We start from the raw sequence: 20,058 nt of genomic DNA, 5'->3' as shown, positions 1-20,058 counted from the left end.
ATACTTCCTCCGGTACGCCAGATGAGCAGGACCGTTCTTGCAGTATCCATTATTTATTGCCCTAGTACTACATGAGCCCTACCCCTGCTGAGGCCCGGCCCGACCTGCGCACCCCGTTTGCCTATCATATTTTTCGGGCCATCTGGATTGCCTCGCTCGTGAGCAACGTGGGTACCTGGATGCAGAACGTGGCCGGCGTGTGGCTCGTGACGACCCTCACCACCTCGGCCCTGCTGGTGGCACTCATGCAAACGGCGACCAGCCTGCCCGCCTTTTTGCTGAGTATGCCGGCCGGGGCCATCGGCGACCTCATCGACCGACGCAAGCTGCTGCTGTTTACGCAGGGCTTTATGGCGGCGGTGGCGCTGGCGCTGGGCGCGTTTACACTGGCGGGGCCGCACACGTTCATCGGGCCCATTCGGGCGATTGACGTGCTGGGCTTCACGTTTTTGCTGGGCATGGGCTCGGCCCTGAACGGCCCCATCTGGCAAACGGTGACCACCGAGCTGGTGCCGCGGCCGGTGCTGCCGTTTGCCATTACGCTCAACGGGGTCAGCAACAATATTGCCCGCGCCATCGGGCCGGCGCTGGGCGGGCTTATCATCGCTTACTACTCGCCGGGCTGGGTATTTATGTTGAATGGCTTGTCGTTTCTGGGCACCTGGGCGGTGGTGTACCGGTGGCGGCGCGAGGCGCAGAGCGAGGGCGGGCCAGCCGAAAACTTTTCGGGCGCGCTGCGGGCGGGCATTCGCTACGTGCAGTACTCGCCGCCGCTGGTGGCGGTGCTGGTGCGCACGTTCGCCTTCGCGTTTGGGGCCAGCACCTTGTGGGCGCTGCTGAGCGTGGTGGTGGCGCGGCGGCTGCACCTGCAGTCGGGCTCCTACGCCGTGATGCTGTCGTGGCTCGGGGCCGGGGCCGTCACGGGCGCGCTGCTCATCGGGCGCATCGGCTACCGCTTCAACCTCAACCGCCGGGTGCTGCTGGGCTCGTTTGTCTTCGTGGGCACCAACCTGAGCATGGCGCTAGTTACCAGCGAGTACTGGCTCTTTCCGGTGATGTTTCTGACGGGCATGGCCTGGCTCATCGTCATGACCAGCTTCAGCACCAGCGTGCAGCTGCACGTGCCTAAGTGGGTGCAGGCGCGGGCGGTGAGCATCTACATGCTCGTGTTTCAGGCCGGCATGACGCTGGGCAGCGTCGTGTGGGGCGAGCTGGCCGACCGCACTACCCTCACGCTGGCGCTGCTTATTGCGGCCGGCTGGCTGCTGGCCAGCCTGGCGCTGGCGCTGCCCTTCCCCATGCACGAGCCCGAGGGCCTCGACTTCTCGCCCGCCGAGCCCTGGAGCGACCGCCTACCCCTCGCCGAAGAGCCCATTGAGGCCGAAGACGGCCCCGTAATAGTGATGATAGACTACGACGTGGACCCGGCCGACCACCCGGCCTTTCAGGTGGCGGCGCGGCAGCTCACGCGCCTGCGCCTGCGCGACGGCGCCCTGCGGGCCGGTGTGTTCACCGACGTGAGCCAGCCGCGGCGGCTCACCGAGTTTTTTTACGTGGCCACCTGGGCCGAGCACGAGCGCCAGCACCACCGCTTCACCCGCGACGACCAGCAGGTGGAGGCCGAGGTGCGGCGCTTCCACCAGGGCGATGAGCCGCCGCGCGTGACGCACTTTCTGGCCTTCCCGCGCACGCCCAACGTGGAGGTGGCCGTTCCGCCGCTGCAAGTGGCGGGCAGCGCGCAGTAGGTAGTTATAAATAGGTTGGTCAACCTCATACTTACCCACTGCGCTAGCGGTTGCCCAGGTTCTCCGCTTTCCAGCGCATGGCCGACTGCACCCGCGTGCGCCCGCTGGGATGGTCGAAGAAGATGACTTCTTCGAGGGGGGTAGGCTCCAGCTTGCGGTATTCGGAAAGCTTGATGGCGATGCTGGCGAAGCCGTCGGGCTGGCGCGCGGCGTTCAGGCCAAACATATCAGCCTCCTGCTCATTGGTGCGAATAATGGTGTTGGTGATGGGCGTGGCCAGCAAGCCAGCCACCGTAAACAGCGCCACCAGCAGGGGTAGGCCGCCCACGTCGGCCAGCCCGGCAATGCCCCACTGCGGCCCGTAGCGCGCCACCAGCCGCCGGAAGGCCCAGTCCACGAGCTTGAACCCGAGGCCCAGCAGCACGATAAAGAAGACCAGCATTTTCACAATGTGATTGAGCACGTAGTGACCCAGCTCGTGGCCCATCACGGCCTGAATTTCGGCCGGCGTACTGCGGTTCAGCAAGTTATCGTTGAGCGAGACGCGGATGGTACTGCCCAGGCCGCTCACGTTGGCGCTGATGCGCTTGCTCTGCTTGGAGGCGTCGAAGTAATACACGTTGTCGGCCGGCACGCCGTTGGCGCGGGCCATGCGCAAGATGCCGTCGCGCACCGGGCCGGGGGGCAGGGCCGTGTATTTGTTGAACAGCGGGCTGATAAACACCGGCCCCAGGGCCACGCTGATTACCAGAAACCCGGCCATCAGCGCCGTACCCCAGGCCCACCAGCTGGCCCCGGTGCGCCGAATGGCGGCATACAGCGCCAGTACCACGAGGCTGCCAAACACCACTGATAGCGCCAGACCCGTGAGCGTTTCGCCCGCCCAGGCCCCGAACGTCAGGTTCGACAAGCCATACTGGTGCTCGCGCACGAAGCCTTCGTAAATCGTGAGCGGCAGGGTGAGCACGAACGACGCCAGCAGGTACAGCGCGGCGTAGGCCAGGGTGCGCAGCCAGCGCTGGGGTAGGCGCTCGGCCAGGGCTCGCAGCCGGCGCGACAGGCCCAGGCCCAGAAACACGCCGGCCACGGCCAGCGCGTACACCACGCCCCAGAGCTGCAGCCAGTAGCCACCCTCAAAGTAGGCGTCCGACTTAGCCTTTTGGGCCGGCGTGAGGGTGTCGAGGTAGTGCCGGGTGGCGGCCTCCACGTTAAACGCCGGCGGGGGGGTAGGGGCCGCGCTGGCCAGCGCAGGCTGGGCGGCCGGCGCGGCCAGCGTGCTGAGGAGCAAAACCAATAGGAACAGTAGCTTATGAAGCATCGCCAGAGGAGGTAGAAGTGAAGCCGGCCACCGGGCCGCGCGTCGCAAGCTACCAGGTTTTCAGGCAGTTTACCAATTTTGCCCAACAGCTGCCCTCACGCACGAGCAGCCGCCCGAAACCGGACGGCTGCTTGTTTATCGGTCCTGATTGCTACGCGCCAGCGGCGCTACCACGAGCCGCTGTTGTCGTCGGTGCTGTCGAAGCCGCCGCCGCCCGTATCGCCCGACGAAGTGTCGTCGTACGACGAATTATCGGAGGAGAAATAGTCACCCGAATTACTCGACTCATTGCCCGAGAAATAGTCGGGTGCTTTATCGTCGTTGCTGCTGGCGCTACTGCCGCCGCGGCCCGAAAAATAGTCGCCAGCCGCGCCCGTACCGGCCGCCGCTGCGCCGGCACCCAGGCCACTGTTGTTGTTAGTGTTGTTGCCAAACTGCTGCGGAGCGCTGCTACCCGAGTCGTGGCTGCCGCCCAGGCGGTTGCCGAGGTAGGCCCCGGCCGCCGCCGCCGCGCCCGTAGCCAAAATGCCGCCCATCCCGCTGCCGCCGCTGGTGTTACCGCCCTGGTTGGGGTAGTTGCCGGGCGTTGGGCCATTTTGATTAGGGTAGAAGGTGGGCTGATTGGGCTGGGCATTCGCATTCGCGTTGGGGTAAAAACTGGGTGTGCCGCCGTTGTTCGAGGCTGCGCTCTTGCTCCGAAACATCCGAATAATGAAAAACAGGATGCCGCCAATGACCAGCGCCCCGATGAGCAGCGCGCCCATCCCAATACCCGGCGAAACGGGTGCCGGGGCGGTTTCGGATTGAATGGCCCCGGCCGGCTCGGTGAGGGTAGCGGCGGGGGTAGCAGGGTCCGGCATGGCATTGTTGTCGCTCAGGCTGCTGCCTGCGGCCCCGGCTGCACCCGTAGTGGTGGCGGCGCTGGTCGTTCCTTGGCCCGGTGCCGAGCCGGGGTTAGCCGTCACCAGCAGGCGGTTGAGGCCGGCACGCAGGCCGGCAAAGTAGTTACCCTGCTTGAACTCGGGAGTCATTTCGCCGATAACGCGGCTGGTTACGGCGGGCGTAATCACGCGGGCCAGGCCCGCGCCGGGCTGAATGGACACCTTGTGGTCCTGGGCACTGAGCAGCACCACCACGCCGTTGTTTTTGCCGCGCTGGCCTACCCCCCAGGCGGTGCCCAGCGCGCGGGCGTAGTCGGCGGCCGAGCGGCCGCCCAGGCTGGGCACCGTCACGACGACGACCTGGGTACCGGTTTTCTCGGCGTAGCTGCGCAGGCCGCCATCGAGCTTTTTGGCGTCGCCGGCGCTCAGCAGGTTGCCTTGGTCAGTAACAAAGGTGAAGGGCACCGGGCGGGCGGGCAGTCCATTGGCCGACTGGGCCGCAACGGGCCCGTGCAGGCAGACCCCAACCCAAAGCAACAGAAACACAAAGCGATTCATGGCGGAACGGGGAAAAGTGAATGAGTGCATTCGCCTTCTACGGCCCGCCCGGCCCGGCGGCTGCCCCGGTTGAGCCGGGCTGGGCCGCTATCAGCCCTCTTTTCAGCTGCCCTCACCTAAAATTTTATCAAAAAAAGGCACTTATTTGATACTCATGAAAAACATTAACTATCAGTTGCTTATTTATAAAACGTACCTCACCCTCTAATTTTCCTACCCATGCAGACCATCCTACTTGACGTCATGCGCATCCCGGTTGATGACCCAGTTGCGTTTACTTTCTTCACGGGCTACATGGCAATGGCAGCCGCGTCGGTGTTTTTTCTGTTTGAGCGCAGCACCGTGGCCGATAAGTGGAAAACTTCCCTTTTGATTTCGGGAATGATTACCGGTATCGCCGCCGTGCATTATTATTACATGCGCGACTACTACCTTAGTACCCATCAAACCCCCGTGGCTCTACGTTACATCGACTGGACACTGACTGTGCCGCTGATGGTGATAGAATTTTATCTGTTGGTACGGTCTGCCGGCGCTAAAATCGGTCTGCTTTGGAAGCTCGTCATCGCGGCCGTGTTCATGCTTGTGTGCGGCTACATCGGCGAGGCCTTCACTGATGGTTCCAAAACCCACTCGAACCTGTGGGGGGCGCTGTCTACGCTGGGCTACCTCTACATTCTGTATTCGGCCTGGTACGGTGAAATTGCGCAGCTGGCGGCTAAGTCCGACTCAGTGGCCGTGCAAAAAGGAGTGCGCTACTTATCTTGGTTTATTTTTGCTGGCTGGGCAATTTACCCCATTGGCTACATGGCCATGCCCGGTGGCCTGCTCGGGCCCGACGGCCTCAACCTACTGAAGTCGAGCAGCCTTGACCTGATATATAACCTCGGCGACGCCGTTAATAAAATCGGTTTTGGCCTAGTTGTGTACAGCATTGCCCGTAGCGAGTCGGTGGTGCAGGCTCACCCGCAGCAAGACGTGGGGGCTGGGGCCAGAGAAAAGGTTATGGTCTAAGCTACTGGCCGCTCCCACGCGGCCCCTTTCGACAGGCCGTTGCACCGCTTTTTTGCCGGGCAACGGCCTGTTTTGGTTTTCAACCATTTTGCCATGTTCGCCACCGACCCTGATTTTGCTTCCAGCTGGCCCCAGCGGCGCTACTCCTACGCCGCGGTGCTCGCGCTGGCGGGGCTGGGCGCAGCTTTTCCGGCGGCGGCCGGGCGGCTGCTGAGCCTGCCGCTGGCGGTGGGCATGGTGCTGCTGGGCGTGGCACACGGGGCCTGTGACCAGTTGGTGGTTCCGGCCGCTGGGCGGGCGGGCAGCGGCTGGCGCTACTGGCTCGGCTTTTTGGGAGGCTACCTGGGCCTGGCTGGCGTGGTGGGCGTACTGTGGTGGCGCTGGCCGGCCCCGGCGGTCGGCATTTTTCTGGTGCTCACAGTATGGCACTGGGGCTCGGCCGACGCACCCGGTCCGAACCCTGCTCCGCTGGGCCTGTGGCTGGCGCACAGCGTGTTGCGCGGCCTATTGATATTTGCGGTACCCGCCTGGTGCTGGCCCGCCGAAACGGCCGGGGTAGTCAACAATCTACTCACGTTTATGGGGGCCGCGCCGCTGGGCACCACCACTTTTACCACTGGGGCCCACGTGCTGGCCGGACTCACGCTGGGTGGGCATCTGAGCCTGTGGCTGTGGTATGCCTGGTACCGGCGTGGAGCCGGGCTGCTCACCGAGGCGCTGGAGGTGCTGCTGCTCACGGGATTGTTTGTGGCGTTGCCGCCCCGGCTATCGGTAGGCGTGTACTTTGTATTTTGGCATAGTCTGCAGCATGTGCTGCGCCTCACGGGCTGGCTGGGCTACACCCCGGCCGCCCCAGGCCCGGCGCTACTGCCGCGGCTGGTGTTTTTTTTGCGCCGGGCGGCCCCGCTGCTGCTGCTGAGTTGCGTGGCCCTGCTGGCGCTGGGCTACCTGGCGGCCGCCCACCGACCCGATGCTAATACCTGGTTTAGTTTGGCGCTGGTGGTAGCCTCAATAGTGACGCTACCCCACGCCCTGCTCGTAACCACCGTAATGGATGCCGCGCGCTGGCGCGGTGCCCTTGGCCAAGGCACGAATTAACGCACGGCTGGCCGGCAGCGGCGGGTAGGTGGCGGGCCGCCGCTAACCTGCCAGATGCCCGGAAACTGCACTTATCCACCCTAACCGGGGTTGTACTTTTGCGAGGGGGTAGGGAACTTGCGCAGCGCAGGTTCCCTACCCCCTCGTTTGGCTTGTGCAGCGTGCAGAAGCTTGCTGTAGCTGCCGATGGGCGATGCGGCCCCGTTCCGGCGGTCCGCTTCGCGGCGGCTAACCAGCTGGTTTTCTACCGATTTATGCTTTTGCCAAGATTTGCGCCCCCGCGCTCGTTCCACGCCGAACTCAAGCGCCGCACGGCTGATTACTTCACCACCACGGGCAAGGCGCAGACCGGCAACGGCGCGCTGCTGGGCAAGGCGCTGCTGCTGCTGGGCAGCCTACTGGCGCTGTACGTGCACCTGATTTTTTTCACGCCCCCGCGGCCCTGGGCGCTGGCCGAGTGCGTGCTGATGGGCACCGTGCTGGCCCTCATTGGCTTCAACGTGATGCACGACGGCGCGCACGGCAGCTTTAGCCGCTACGGCTGGCTGAACAAGTCGGCGGCCTTCACCCTCAACGTATTAGGGGGTAGCAGCTACATGTGGGATGCCAAGCACAATACCGTGCACCACATGTATACCAACATCGACGGCGTGGATGACGACCTCGATATCCGGCCCTGGATGCGCCTCACGCCCGACCAGCCGCGCCACCGCGCACACCGCTTTCAGCACCTGTATTTCGGCTTTTTCTACTGCCTGCTCTTCATCTCCTGGGTGCTGTTTACGGACTACCAGAAGTACTTCAGCCGGCGCATTGGCAGCGTGGCCCTCAAGCCGATGAGCACCAATGACCACTTCATTTTTTGGGGCTTTAAGGTGCTGAACCTGGGGCTGTACGTGGCGCTGCCCATCTACACGGTGGGCTGGGCCGGCTGGCTGGCGGGCTTCCTGCTCACGGGCGCGGTGGCGGGCTTCGTGCTCAGCATCGTGTTTCAGTTGGCGCACACCGTGGAGCAAACGGCCTTCCCGGTGCCCCACGCCACCACCCGCAAGCTGGAGGACGAGTGGGCCATTCACCAGCTGCGCACTACCGCCAACTTTGCCACCGACAACCGCCTGATTAGCTGGCTGGTAGGCGGGCTCAATTTTCAGGTTGAGCACCATTTATTCCCTAAAATCTCGCACGTGCACTACCCCAAGCTGAGCAAAATCATCCGGGAAACGTGCGCCGAGTTTGGCCTACCCTACCAGGAATACCCCAAAATGCGCTCGGCCGTGGCCTCGCACGTGGCCTTTCTGCGCCAGATGGGCCGCGCGTAGGTCGTTCTACGCGCGGACTCGCAAAGTCCGCGCTACTTGTTCTTAATCGCGGCCAGCATCTTGCCCAGCTCGGCGTGCGAGTAAACCTTGCCGCGCGACACTACGGCCACGATTTTTCGAGTGTTGTGAATATCGGCCAGCGGGTTGGCGCTCAGCAGTACTAGGTCGGCATCTTTGCCTTCGGCGATGCTGCCGCTGCGGTCGGCCACGCCCATAAACGTGGCCCCGCTGAGCGTGGCGGCGCGCAGGGCCTGGGCGGGCGTGAGGCCGACCTGCACCAGCAGCACCAACTCATCTTGCAGCGAGGCACCAGGGTAGGTAAACGAGTTGAACGCCCCGCTGTCGGAGCCGGCCAGCACCGTGACGCCGGCCGCCTGCATCAGCGGCACGAGGCTCATAAACTTGGTTTCGAGCTTCTCGGTAAAGGTACGGCCGGCCGGCGACTGCGTGCGGGCGCTGGCCAGGCGTTTGGCGTAGGTGCGCTGAATTTTAGGGTCGATGTAGGCCAGAAGGGTGTCATGGGCGTGGTTGTCGGGGGTTAGCTCGGCCAGGATTTTGCCGATGGCCAGCGTGGGCACGGCCACCGTGTGGTGGCTAGCCATGAGCCGGAAAATGCGCTGCGCGGCGGCCGGGCTGTAGGTATCGTACACGGCCGGCAGCATCGCAAATAACCCCAGCGGCTTGCTGGCAGTGAGGCTGTTGCGCACCAGCGCCGTGAGGCTGTCCTCCTTACTGGAGCAGGCTTTGAAGACGTAGTATAAATGCTCGGTGCCATCGAGGCCGCGGTTTATGGCCTCGGCCAAGGTCACCGAGTACGGCATGTGGCCGGTGGTTTTCAGACCCCTTTTTTCGGCTTGGCTGATGGTTTCGAGGTAAGCAGGGCCCGAGATTTTGCTGTCGTAAATCTTCACAAAGTCCACCTTCAGCTTTTGCAGCGAGTCAAGGGCGCGGCTCACGTCGGCGGGCTTCACTACTTCGAGCGAGCCGGGCCAGGTGGCACCGGGACCGTCGATTTTGGGGCCTGAGGTGAAGAGGCGCGGGCCGGCCAGCGTGCCGGCCGCTTCCTCCTGCCGCCACTTGAAAATGTAGGGCGTGAGGTCGCCGCCGCAGTCGCGCACCGTGGTGATGCCGTGGGCCAGGTATAGGGTCAGGCTCTTTTTATTGGCCGCCGCCAGGCTATCACCGCCCCGGAAGTGCACGTGCATGTCCCAGAGGCCGGGCAGCAGGAAGCGGCCGGTACCGTCCAGCGTTTGGCGGGCCTGATAATGCGTCTGGTTTTCGGGGCCGACCCGCATGATTTTACCGCCCGTCACGGCCACTGCTTGGCCGGGTAGTAGCCGGCCGGTGGCCACGTCTACCACGCTCACATGCTTGATAACCAGGTCGTATGTTAGCAAGGGGGTAGGGCGGTGGCCGAAGTCCATCAGCAGCGCGGCCACGGACAAGCCAAGCAAAAGGCGCGTGAGTTTCATATTGAAAAGGGAAGAGGTCAGCCGGAGGCTAAAGGTAGGCGGGGCCACGCGCCCTACCCCCAACACAACCCGCGGCCAAGCGCAACAGTAAGGCAGGGCATGCATAAACTCCGCACGCTCTGGCGCAATCTCAATTCCAGCCTGTGGTTTGTGCCCACAATTATGGTTATCGTGGCCCTGGGGCTAGCCTACGGCCTGGTTATCCTCGACCTGCGCATCGGGCACAAGTGGGTGAGCGACTACCCCCTGCTTTTTGGCGCGGGGGCCGATGGCGCGCGCGGCGTGCTCACGGCCATCGCGGGCTCCATGATGACGGTGGCGGCCCTTATTTTCTCGCTCACCCTGAGCACGTTGGCTCAGGTATCGAGCCAGTACACGCCGCGGGTGCTGCGCAACTTTATGCGCAGCCGCACCAACCAGGTGGTGCTGGGCTTTTTCGTCAGCATTTTCGTGTATTGCCTATTCGTGCTGCGCACGATTCGCGGCAGCGACGAGGGTAATTTCATCCCGTCGCTGGCCGTGACGGGTGGCCTGGTGCTGGCGGTGGTAAGCATCGGGATACTGGTATTTTTCATTCACCACATGGCCTCGTCTATTCAGGCGGCCAACATTGTGCGGGAAGTGACGCGCGAAACGGAGCGGGCCATTGCGCGGCTGTTTCCGAAGCAGCTGGGCGATGACGCCGACGATATTGGCACGGGCACCCAGGCCGATAACCTGGTCTGGGTGCCCGTGCCGGCAACTCAGAACGGCTACGTGCAGAGCGTCGATACCCAGGGCCTGCTGGCCCTGGCCCGCGACCTGTCCGGCGTGGTGCGCATGGAGCGCGGCATTGGCAGCTTCGTGGCGCGCGGGGCGGCGCTGGTGTCGGTGGCGCACTACACGGGCGGCCCCCTACCCCTCACCAGAGACCTGACGGACGACCTAAACGAGCAGTTCAGCCTGGGTAGCCAGCGCTCGGTGGAGCAGGACGTGGGCTTTGGGCTGCGCCAAATCGTGGATATCGCCCTCAAGGCGCTCTCGCCGGGCATCAACGACACTACTACCTCAGTCATCTGCATCGACTATCTGGGTACGCTGCTGGCGCAGCTGGCCGGCAGCCACTTCGGCAGCGCCCTGCGCGCCGACGACGACGGCCGGGTGCGCGTGGTAGCCTTACAGCCCTCCTTCGCCGACTACGTGGCCACGGCCTTTAATCAGGTACGGGTGTCGGGCGAGGCCAACGTGGCCGTGTACCTGCGCCTGCTAGCGGCTATCGGCACGGCTGCCGCCCGCATCCGCGCCACCGACCGCCGCCTCACGTTAAGCCTGCAAGTCAGTTACATCCGCGAGGCCGCCGACCGCACCCTCGCCACCGACTACGAGCGCAGCCAGGTGCGCGTGCGGGCTACCGAAGTAGAAGCGCTGCTGGCCGACGAAAAAGCGTAGCCGAGCTTCCCCTTGTCGAGAACTGCCGGGCTAGCGGCCGCACCGGGCGAGGCCTACCCGAAGCGGCCCGCAAGCTGTTTCGTTGCTAAAAAAAATTGTGGCTCACGCGAGAGCAACAGCTTTTTTTGGCTTGGCGTTATTCTACTGCTACTTACTTCTTGCCTACGGTTCACTTTATTCGGCAGCGCGGCTTTTTATGGGCTGGCAGGATAACTGAAAAAAGGCGGCCTGGACTGAACCCCGCCCTTCCTGCTTCGTACCAATCAGTCTACCCTCACCCTCTACCTTTTCCACAATGGCAGACCACCAATTGCTACCCCTCGTTAAGCAAGGGCTAGCGGCAATGAAAACCGGCAGCAAAATAGCCGCCAAAGCTACCGCCGACATCGAAGACGACGCAACCCACGAGCAGCTCAAAGCGGCCCTGAAGCAGGGCAACGAAACGTCCAAGCAGTGGACAGCGCGCATTGACCGGGCCATAGAAGAAGCTGGCGGAGCCGACGAACTTGACAACCCCGTGCAGGAGGCTCACTACGAAGTCAGCAAGCGCATTCGCGGGAAAGCCAAGAGCGACTACACCCGCGACCTGGGCATTATCACCGCCGGCCAGCTGGCGCTACACTACTGGATTGCCTCCTTCGGCACCATGCACGCCTACGCCAAGCGGGCCGGCCTGAGCCAGACGGCTCAGGACATGGAAACCTGCGTGAACGAAGCCAAGCAAGCCGACGAGCAGCACACCCAGTTGGCCATCCACATTATGGAAACTGCCTAACCAGGCTGTCAGCGCTACCCGCCGTTGGGTGGCAGCCTTTGAAACGGGTTTTTATTGCTGCCAGTGGCAGCAATAAAAACCCGTTTTTGCTATCCTGCCGCTCCTACCCCCCTTCGGCCAGCAAGCCTGACTCATCTTTCAGCCCTACCCCCGAGAGTTGCCGCCGCAGCGCCTCGTTTAGTAAATAGAAGAGCTTATCGGCGGCCGCTTCGTAGCTCAGGCCGCCGGGCCGGATATTCGACACGCAGTTGCGGGCCTCGTCGGTGAGGCCGGGCCGGGGGCCGTAGGTGAAGTACGCACCCAAGCTATCGGGTGCGCTCAGACCCGGTCGCTCGCCGATGAGCACCAGCACCAGCCGGGCGCGTAGCAGTTGGCCCACCTCGTCGCCGAGGGCTACGCGCGCCTGCTCGGCCAGCACCAGCGGACCCAACCGAAAACCGGCTCCTCGTAGCGCGAGCACTAGTCGGCGCAGCAGGGGTAGGGCGTGTTGATTTGTAGCTGTGGCCGAGAGGCCATCGGCCAGCACCAGGGCCACATCGCAAGGGCCCGCCGCGGCATCGGCCAAGTGGGCGCGGCCGGCTTCATCGAGCTGCCGGCCGCGGTCGGGGCGCCGCAGGTAGTCGGGGCGGGTAGCAGCTTGGCTGTGCACTTCCAGCACTGGTAAACCCAGCTCACCTAACGCGACTGGCAGTTCTTTATTCAACTCCGAATAAACCGCGTCGCGGGCATGGGCGTGAGCCAGTTTAAACGCCAGCGCCTCGCGCAATGGCACGCTGGTGCCGCTGCGGCCCAGCCCGATGCGGGCGGCCGTGAAGGCACGCAAGCCCGCCCAGGGGTCGGGCTCCGGCGAAGGGGTAGGGAGCGCGGGCAGGTCGGACATAGCTAGTAAAATCAGGCGCACAGGGCGGTCGGCAGCTGGCCCAACAGGTGCGCCGCCGTGGCCGGCAGCTGGTGCCCGCGCTCGTCAAAAATACCCTGCCGCACCAGCCAGGCGGCAAACTCGGGCGCGGGCCGCAGGCCCAGCGCCTGGCGCAGGTACAGCGCATCGTGGAAGGAAGTGGACTGGTAGCCGAGCATGATGTCATCGGCTCCCGGCACGCCCATGATGAAGTTGCAGCCCGCCACGCCCAGCAGCGTGAGCAGGGTGTCCATGTCGTCCTGGTCGGCCTCGGCGTGGTTGGTATAGCACACGTCCATGCCCATCGGCAGGCCCAGCAACTTGGCGCAAAAGTGGTCTTCCAGCGCGGCGCGAATAATCTGCTTGCCGTCGTAAAGGTATTCGGGGCCGATGAAGCCGACCACCGAATTGACCAGCAGCGGCCGGAAGCGCCGGGCCACGGCGTAGGCCCGCGCCTCGCAGGTTTGCTGGTCGAGGCCGTGGTGGGCACTGGCCGACAGCGCGCTCCCTTGGCCGGTTTCAAAGTATAGCACGTTATTGCCCAGCGTGCCGCGGCCCAGCGCCAACGTGGCTTCGTGGGCTTCTCGCAATAAACTCAAACTAATACCAAAGCTCTTATTCGCCGCCTCAGTGCCAGCGATGGATTGGAAGGCAAGGTCCACCGGCGCGCCCTGCTTTATCAAATCGAGGGTAGTCGTGACGTGGCACAGCACGCAGGTTTGGGTTGGGATTTCGTAGCGCTGGCGCACGCCGTCGAGCATGCGCAGCAGGTCGCCCACCTGCCGGGTATTATCGGTGGCGGGGTTGATGCCGATAACCGCATCGCCGCTACCGTAAAGCAGGCCATCGACGAGGCTGGCCGCGATGCCGCGCGGGTCGTCGGTGGGGTGGTTGGGCTGGAGGCGGGTGGCCAAATGCCCGCGCAGCCCCAGCGTATTGCGAAACCGCGTGACGACCTCCACGCGCCGGGCCACCGCAATCAGCTCCTGATTGCGCAGCAGCTTGCTCACGGCGGCCGCCATTTCGGGCGTGAGGCCGGGGGCCAGCGCCGCCAGCATGACCCCGTCGGCCCCGTCCGACACCAGCCAGTCGCGCAGCTCGCCCACCGTGAAGGAAGCAATAGGTGCGAACGCCGCCGCATCGTGGGTGTCAATGATAAGGCGCGTCACCTCATCCTGCTCATAAGGCACCAGCGCCTCGTGCAGAAAAGTGCGCAGCGGCACATCGGCCAGGGCATACTGGGCGGCCACGCGCTCCTCGTAGGTGGCAGCGGCCACGCCGGCCAGCTCGTCGCCCGCGCGCCGGGGGGTAGCCCGCGCCAGCAGCGTTTTCAGGTCATCAAAGACGTAGGTGCGGGAGCCGACAGTGTGGCGATACGACATAAGCGCAGGTAAGGGCAGGCCTGCCAGCAAGATACCGCCGGCCCGCTTAAATCGGGCCGCGCCCGCCCGGCCCCACCCTACCCCCACGTTTTACGTACAACGCTTAACATTCCTTTTCCCAACTCTCATTCTCATGGCCACCACCGTAAAAACCCCCAGCCACACCGACCCCGAAACCAAGAAGAAGGAAGACAAGAACGAAACCACTATCAAGGACAAACCCTCGGGCAAAAGCGTAAAAACGCAGAAGAAATAACTGCCTGTTTTGGCAGTAAAAAGCCCGGCCTCCTTGCGAAAGCCGGGCTTTTTGCGTTTCGTTTTCTCAGGCTAACCGCCTACGCGAGCGCTTGCAGCGCCAAGTCGGGGGTAGGCTCCACGGCACGCTCGAAGCGCAGGCGGCCGCCCACGTCGGTACCCATCGAGGCAAAGCCGTTGGCCAATAATATGCGTTGGGGTATCAGGTCTTCGGGTGGGACATGGGACACCAGTAGGTGCACCTGGCCCGTGGCGGTGGCCTGTTGCACCAGGCCGGCCACCAACTCGCGGCCCAGGCCCTGGCCGCGCCACTCAGGCACGAGGTAACCGGTGATTTCGGCGCAGCCCACCGCATCGGGCGGGCCCAGGAAGGCGGCCGTGCCGATGAGGGTGCGGGGCGTGGCCCCGTCGGGCTTGCGCAGCACGTACCAGTCGTACCAGCCGGCCGCGTCGCGGCCGCCGGCCGTGAGCACACCCAGCGCGCGGGTCAGCGCCTCTTCCCGCTCGGGCAGGGCCGGCGGCCAGCTGGGGGGTAGGGCCGCGCCGAGCAGGGCGGGGAAATAGCGCGGCTTTTGCAACTCCGCCGTGAGCAGGGCCCGGCTAGTGGCCAATAGCATCAGCCGCGGCGTTTGGGTGATGAGCGGAATCATGGGAAGGTTAAGAGTAATTAGTTAAGAATTAAGAGATAAAAAAGAACGTCATGCTGACGAAGGAAGCATCTTGGCCGCGTGAGTAATCCTAACGTTAGGAGTTAGCTACGCAAGCGAGATGCTTCTTATCGTTAGCATGACGTTCTTTTTAATTCTCCTTCACGCCGCCGCGTAGCTCGGCGCACCTTCTTCAACCACTACCGCCGCCCGGCCAATGCGCTGGGTGCGGGCCCGCAGCAGGGCCGTGACTTCAGTCTCGGTGCGGGGGGTAGGGCGCAACTCCACGAAGTGGCGGGCCAGCAGGTCGTAGCGCTTACCCATCAGAAAGAAAAAGATGTGCAGAAAGTGGATGCCATCGAAGACAATGGCCTCGTTCTCGGCGTACAGAGCCAGGTTTTTGCGAAAGTGCGCGGGGTGGTCGGTCCAGTGCAGGGCTGGCTTGAGGTGGTGGCTGATGTGGTAGCCGTCGTTCCAGCACTTGTGGTTGTAGCTGGTATTGATGCAGGTCACGCTGTTGGTGTAGCAGTTGTCGGGGCTGTCGGCGGCCACGAAGGCGTGCTGCGCCCAGTTGCCCAACATCATAATAACCCGCGACAAGACAAGTGGTACCACGAACACAGCCAGCGTGGCTGGCAGGTTCACGAAGGCCAGCGCTGCGGTGAGCCCCACATACAGCAGCTCGCCGCGCAGCAGCCGCAAGCGTAAAGTTGGCTTATTGCGCCGCGTGAAGTAGCCCGCCAGCCGCACCGCGCCCAGCGCCAGAAAATCGCTGACGTAGCGCAGAAACCCGCCCAGCGAGTCGCGCTGGTAGTACATGGTGGAGCTTTGGTCGTCGGGCAGGTTGTTTTCGGGGTGGTGCATCCCCATGTGGTGCACGAAGTACGACTCCGGCGTTTGACCAAACAGCGGGGCCAGCACCCACGGAATGTACTGGTTCAGCCAGTTATGTTTTTTCTTGAACAGCACCCGGTGGCTAGTGCAGTGCAGCATCAGCCCAAACGGCCCCTTGTAGCGCGCATTGCTAAAGAAGAAAAACAGCCCGAAAGTGGCCCACCACCACGCCCCGCGCAGCGCTGGCACGAACAGCAACACCGCCAGCGGCAGCATGGTAACCGTTATTTTGAGGCAGAGGTAGGCAAAGGGCATGTCGCGCTCGTCCTGCAAGTAGCAGCTCAGCCCACGGTGTAGCGCCGAGGGAGCCGCCGGCCGGCAATACACCGGGTCGGTCGAGGCGGCGAGTACTTTCATACAGGTGGGATAGGGAAACCGGCCGGGGCCGGGGTAGGCGGACCAGCAGTGTGGCCCGGAAACCAAACGCGGCTCAGCGGCGGGCCAGTGGTGGCCCCAGCGTCCACCAACACGCACGCGGCGAGCAGATACTGTTAAGATAAAGGCAGAGAACTTAAAGTAGTTCCAGCTCCGGTAAAGATACGGAGCGGCCGCGCCAAAAACCCACGGGTTTTTCGCGCCGCATACCCGAAAATTTCGAGAAAAACAAACTTTTCCACCCCCCGCGAGCGGTTGTATCTTTACCCGATAACCGTTTCCGCTGCCCGCCATGCCCGTTTTCTCCCACCTGCATTCTCACACCCAATATTCGCTGCTCGACGGCCAGGCCAGCATTTCGGCCCTCATGAAGAAGGCCCAGGCCGACGGCATGCCCGCCGTGGCCCTCACCGACCACGGCAACATGTTCGGGGCCTTCAACTTCGTGGCCGAGGCCAATAAGTACAACGTGAAGCCCATTGTGGGCTGCGAGTTTTACCTGGTGGCCGACCGCCACAAGAAATCCTTTTTGCGCGAAAAAGGCGAAAAGGACAACCGCTACCATCAGCTGCTGCTGGCTAAGGACCAGGCCGGCTACCACAACCTGAGCAAGCTCTGCTCGATGAGCTTCATCGAGGGCGTGTACTCCAAGTTCCCGCGCATTGATAAAGAGCTGCTGATGCAGTACCACGAGGGCCTGATTGCCACCTCGTGCTGCATCGGCGCCGAGGTGCCGCAGGCCATTTTATTCGAGAGTGAGGAGCGGGCCGAGGAGCTGCTGAAATGGTGGCTCGACGTGTTTGGCGAGGACTACTACATCGAGATTCAGCGGCACGGGCTGATGAACTTCGACGGCACCGGCAAGAGCCAGGAGGACGTGAACCAGGTGCTGCTGCGGCTGGCAAAGAAGTACAACGTTAAGGTTATCTGCACCAACGACTCGCACTACGTGGACCAGACCGACTACGCGGCCCACGACCTGCTGCTGTGCGTGAACACGGCCGAGGAGCGCAGCATCCCGGTCGGTGATTTCGAGACGAACTACTACACCGTGCTCACCGCCGACCAGCGCGTACACTACGACACCCTCGACAACCTGAAAGCCGCCCACAGCTACGACGAGAATGCCCGCCGGATGCTGGCCCGCATCGATGAGGAGCTGCAAAAGCCGCCGAAGCAGCGCAAGCGCCGCTTCGGCTTCGCCAACGACCAGTTCTTTTTCAAGAGCCAGGCGCAGATGAACGCGCTCTTCGCCGACGTACCGGCGAGTGTGGATAACACGAACGAAATTGTGGATAAGATTACGCCGCCCAAGCTGGCGCGCGATATCCTGCTGCCCAACTTCCCCCTACCCCCCCAGTTTGCCAACGCCGACGACTACCTGCGCGAGCTCACTTTCAAAGGCGCGTTTGAAGGCCCCAAGCCGCGCTACTCCGAGCGCACGGCCGAGGTGGAGGAGCGCCTGAACTACGAGCTGCGCATCATCCAGACAATGGGCTTTGCGGGCTATTTTCTGATTACCCAGGACTTTATCAACAAGGGCCGAAGCATGGGCGTGGCCGTGGGGCCAGGCCGCGGCTCGGCAGCCGGCTCGGCAGTGGCCTACTGCGTGGGCATCACCAACATTGACCCCATTAAGTACTCGCTGCTGTTCGAGCGCTTTTTGAACCCGGAGCGCGTGTCGATGCCCGATATCGACATTGACTTTGACGATGTGAACCGCCAGAAAGTCATTGACTACGTGGTGCAGAAATACGGCAAAACGCAGGTGGCGCAAATTATCACTTTCGGCACGATGGCCGCCAAAAGTTCTATCAAGGACGTGGCGCGGGCCTTGGAGTTGCCCCTACCCGCCGCCAACGAGATTGCCAAGCTCGTGCCCGAAAAGCCCGGCACTACCCTGGCCGGAGCCTTCCGCGATGTACCCGAGCTAGCCGCCATCCGCGCCGACCAGAGCGACCTCAAGGGCCAGATTCTGGCCCTGGCCGAGCGCCTCGAAGGCTCGGTGCGCAACACTGGCATTCACGCGGCGGGCATCATCATCGCGCCAGATGATATTACCAAGTATATCCCCGTCTCGACTTCCAAAGACTCGGACCTGCTCATCACGCAGTTCGACGGCAAGGTAATTGAGAGCGCCGGGATGCTGAAGATGGACTTTCTGGGTCTTAAAACCCTGACCATCATTGTGGACGCGCTGAATCTGATTGAGCGCAACCACGGCCTCAAGATTGATATTGACGACATCCCGCTCGATGACGAGAAGACCTACCAGCTCTACCAACGCGGCGACACCATCGGCACTTTCCAGTTTGAAAGTGAAGGCATGCGCATGTACCTCAAGGACCTGAAACCCACCAACATTGAGGACCTCATTGCCATGAACGCGCTCTACCGGCCCGGCCCCATGCAGTTCATCCCGGACTTCATCAACCGCAAGCACGGCCGCGAGCCGGTGGAGTACCCGCACGAGCTGCTAAAGCCTATTCTGGACTATAGCCAGGGAATTATGGTGTACCAGGAGCAAATCATGCAAACGGCGCAGATTCTGGCGGGCTATTCGCTGGGCGGGGCCGACCTGTTGCGCCGGGCAATGGGTAAGAAGGACATGAAGAAGATGGCCTTGGAGCGCGAGAAATTCATCGAGGGCGCGGGCAAGCTGCACAAGATTCCGGCGAAGAAAGCGAGTGAAGTGTTCGACGTGATGGAGAAGTTCGCCGAGTACGGATTTAACCGCTCCCACTCAGCTGCTTATAGCGTAGTTGCCTATCAAACCGGGTATTTGAAGGCCAACTACCCCGCCGAATACATGGCCGCCGTGCTCACCAACAACATGGGCGACATCAAGAAGGTGACCTTTTTTATCGAGGAGGCCCGCAAGCAGGGGGTAGCTGTGCTGGGGCCCGACGTGAACGAAAGCGAGCAGAAATTCAACGTGCCGCGCGCCAACCAGATTCGCTTCGGGCTGGCCGCCATCAAGGGTGCGGGCGAGGCAGCCGTACTGGAATTGGTGGAGGAGCGCCAAAAAAAGGGTCCCTTCTCCGACGTTTTTGATTTTGCCAAGCGCATCAACCTGCGCTCGGTGAACAAGAAAACCTGGGAGAGCCTGGCCCAGGCCGGCGCGTTCGACAGCTTCGAGAAGTACAACCGCCGGCAGTTCATGGACGCGCCGGCCGGCGACCAGAACCTCATCGAAAAGGCGATGAAACTGGGCCAGCAGTATCAGGCAGCCAAGGAGTCGGCGCAGCATAGCTTGTTCGGGGCCAGCGCGTTCGGGGCCGTAGCCGCGCCCCTACCCAAGGTGCCGGACCTGGACGAGTGGAGCACCACCGAGAAGCTGCGCCGCGAAAAGGAAGTGGTAGGCTTCTACCTCTCGGGCCACCCGCTCGACATCTACCGCATGGAAATTGATGCCTACTGCACCTGCCCGCTCGACAAGCTGGAAGACCAGAAAGGCAAGGACGTGAACATCGCGGGCCTGATTTCGGGCGTCCTATTCCGCACCACCAAGAGTGGGCAACCGATGGTGTCGTTCAACGTGGAGGACTACGATTCCAGCATCAATCTGGCACTGTTCCGCGACGACTACAGCAAGTTTGGGCCGCTCATCAACCCCAAAAACTACCACAACGAGCAGGTGCCACCCATGTTCATTCGGGGCAAAATGGAGCTGCGCTACGGTACGCAGGACCAGTGGGAATTGAAAATTAAGACGATGGAACAGCTCGCCAACGTGGCTGACAAACTCAGCAAGGGCGTGCGCGTGAAGCTGGACCTGCGCACCGTGACCGGCCCCATGATTGACCGCTTGCAGGAAGCCATTGAGCACGCTAAGGGCTCGAAGCGGCTCGAAATTCAGTTCGTGGAGCCCCACGAGCGGCTGGCGGTAGACATGTTTTCGCGCCGCTTTCAAATTGAGCCTAAGTCGTTTATCGAGAAGATGCGTGAGTTTGAGTTGGATGTGTGCTCCCTATTGTAGCTCACCTAGCCCTACTGAAC

Annotated in this window: 15 protein-coding genes; 8 read left to right on the top strand and 7 right to left on the bottom strand. The window is 62.7% G+C overall.

The window, feature by feature from the left end; translation table 11 throughout:
• The first annotated feature begins 71 nt into the window (after positions 1-71).
• A complete protein-coding gene (locus tag LC531_RS00695) occupies positions 72-1,745 on the top strand; it encodes an MFS transporter (RefSeq protein ID WP_223648404.1) in 1,674 nt (557 codons plus the stop codon).
• 43 nt (positions 1,746-1,788) lie between these two features.
• Here LC531_RS00695 and LC531_RS00690 read toward each other — a convergent pair whose 3' ends face one another.
• Together LC531_RS00690 and LC531_RS00685 are read right to left on the bottom strand one after the other, a co-directional pair.
• A complete protein-coding gene (locus tag LC531_RS00690; RefSeq protein ID WP_223648403.1) occupies positions 1,789-3,063 on the bottom strand; it encodes a M48 family metallopeptidase in 1,275 nt (424 codons plus the stop codon).
• Between the two features lie 167 nt (positions 3,064-3,230).
• Complete coding sequence (locus LC531_RS00685; RefSeq protein ID WP_223648402.1) at positions 3,231-4,502, bottom strand: TPM domain-containing protein; 1,272 nt, start codon at positions 4,500-4,502, stop codon at positions 3,231-3,233.
• A gap of 219 nt (positions 4,503-4,721) precedes the next feature.
• Here LC531_RS00685 and LC531_RS00680 point away from each other — a divergent pair, with 219 nt between their 5' ends.
• From LC531_RS00680 to LC531_RS00670, 3 genes are all read left to right on the top strand, one after another.
• Positions 4,722-5,516 (top strand): bacteriorhodopsin-like, encoded by a 795-nt coding sequence (locus LC531_RS00680; protein WP_223648401.1) that lies wholly within the window; start codon positions 4,722-4,724, stop codon positions 5,514-5,516.
• A 93-nt stretch (positions 5,517-5,609) separates the two neighbouring features.
• On the top strand, positions 5,610-6,614 hold the full coding sequence (locus LC531_RS00675; RefSeq protein ID WP_223648400.1) for a Brp/Blh family beta-carotene 15,15'-dioxygenase: 1,005 nt from the start codon (positions 5,610-5,612) through the stop codon (positions 6,612-6,614).
• Positions 6,615-6,868: 254 nt separating this feature from the next.
• A complete protein-coding gene (locus tag LC531_RS00670; protein WP_223648399.1) occupies positions 6,869-7,933 on the top strand; it encodes a fatty acid desaturase family protein in 1,065 nt (354 codons plus the stop codon).
• Positions 7,934-7,965: 32 nt separating this feature from the next.
• Here LC531_RS00670 and LC531_RS00665 read toward each other — a convergent pair whose 3' ends face one another.
• The gene (locus tag LC531_RS00665) at positions 7,966-9,405 is read right to left on the bottom strand and encodes an amidohydrolase family protein (protein ID WP_223648398.1); all 1,440 of its coding nucleotides are present in this window, start codon (positions 9,403-9,405) and stop codon (positions 7,966-7,968) included.
• Positions 9,406-9,504: 99 nt separating this feature from the next.
• Here LC531_RS00665 and LC531_RS00660 point away from each other — a divergent pair, with 99 nt between their 5' ends.
• Together LC531_RS00660 and LC531_RS00655 are read left to right on the top strand one after the other, a co-directional pair.
• Positions 9,505-10,833, top strand: coding sequence for a DUF2254 domain-containing protein (locus tag LC531_RS00660; protein ID WP_223648397.1), 1,329 nt, complete (start codon positions 9,505-9,507; stop codon positions 10,831-10,833).
• Between the two features lie 295 nt (positions 10,834-11,128).
• Positions 11,129-11,608, top strand: a complete 480-nt coding sequence (locus tag LC531_RS00655; RefSeq protein WP_223648396.1) for a DUF892 family protein — start codon at positions 11,129-11,131, stop codon at positions 11,606-11,608.
• A 103-nt stretch (positions 11,609-11,711) separates the two neighbouring features.
• On the opposite strand, the gene eutC is transcribed toward LC531_RS00655, so the two are convergent.
• Positions 11,712-12,488 (bottom strand): ethanolamine ammonia-lyase subunit EutC, encoded by a 777-nt coding sequence (gene eutC, locus LC531_RS00650; RefSeq protein ID WP_223648395.1) that lies wholly within the window; start codon positions 12,486-12,488, stop codon positions 11,712-11,714.
• 11 nt (positions 12,489-12,499) lie between these two features.
• Entirely contained in the window at positions 12,500-13,888 is a 1,389-nt protein-coding gene (locus LC531_RS00645; RefSeq protein ID WP_223648394.1) for an ethanolamine ammonia-lyase subunit EutB, read from the bottom strand.
• 133 nt (positions 13,889-14,021) lie between these two features.
• Between LC531_RS00645 and LC531_RS22575 the strand changes: the two genes are divergently transcribed.
• A complete protein-coding gene (locus LC531_RS22575) occupies positions 14,022-14,144 on the top strand; it encodes a hypothetical protein (RefSeq protein WP_262903248.1) in 123 nt (40 codons plus the stop codon).
• Positions 14,145-14,223: 79 nt separating this feature from the next.
• Here LC531_RS22575 and LC531_RS00640 read toward each other — a convergent pair whose 3' ends face one another.
• Together LC531_RS00640 and LC531_RS00635 are read right to left on the bottom strand one after the other, a co-directional pair.
• Complete coding sequence (locus LC531_RS00640; RefSeq protein WP_223648393.1) at positions 14,224-14,793, bottom strand: GNAT family N-acetyltransferase; 570 nt, start codon at positions 14,791-14,793, stop codon at positions 14,224-14,226.
• Between the two features lie 159 nt (positions 14,794-14,952).
• Positions 14,953-16,041 carry a fatty acid desaturase family protein gene (locus tag LC531_RS00635; protein ID WP_223648392.1) on the bottom strand — a complete coding sequence of 363 codons (1,089 nt, stop codon included), beginning with the start codon at positions 16,039-16,041 and terminating at the stop codon, positions 14,953-14,955.
• A gap of 310 nt (positions 16,042-16,351) precedes the next feature.
• Between LC531_RS00635 and dnaE the strand changes: the two genes are divergently transcribed.
• Positions 16,352-20,038: a DNA polymerase III subunit alpha gene (gene dnaE, locus LC531_RS00630; RefSeq protein ID WP_223648391.1), complete on the top strand. Its 3,687-nt coding sequence runs from the start codon at positions 16,352-16,354 to the stop codon at positions 20,036-20,038.
• The last annotated feature ends 20 nt before the right edge of the window (positions 20,039-20,058 follow it).

The sequence above is a fragment of the Hymenobacter psoromatis genome, from assembly GCF_020012125.1.
Classification (GTDB): domain Bacteria; phylum Bacteroidota; class Bacteroidia; order Cytophagales; family Hymenobacteraceae; genus Hymenobacter; species Hymenobacter psoromatis.
The sequence above is the reverse complement of the archived record's forward strand: the minus strand, read 5'-3'. Positions and strand labels throughout refer to the sequence as shown.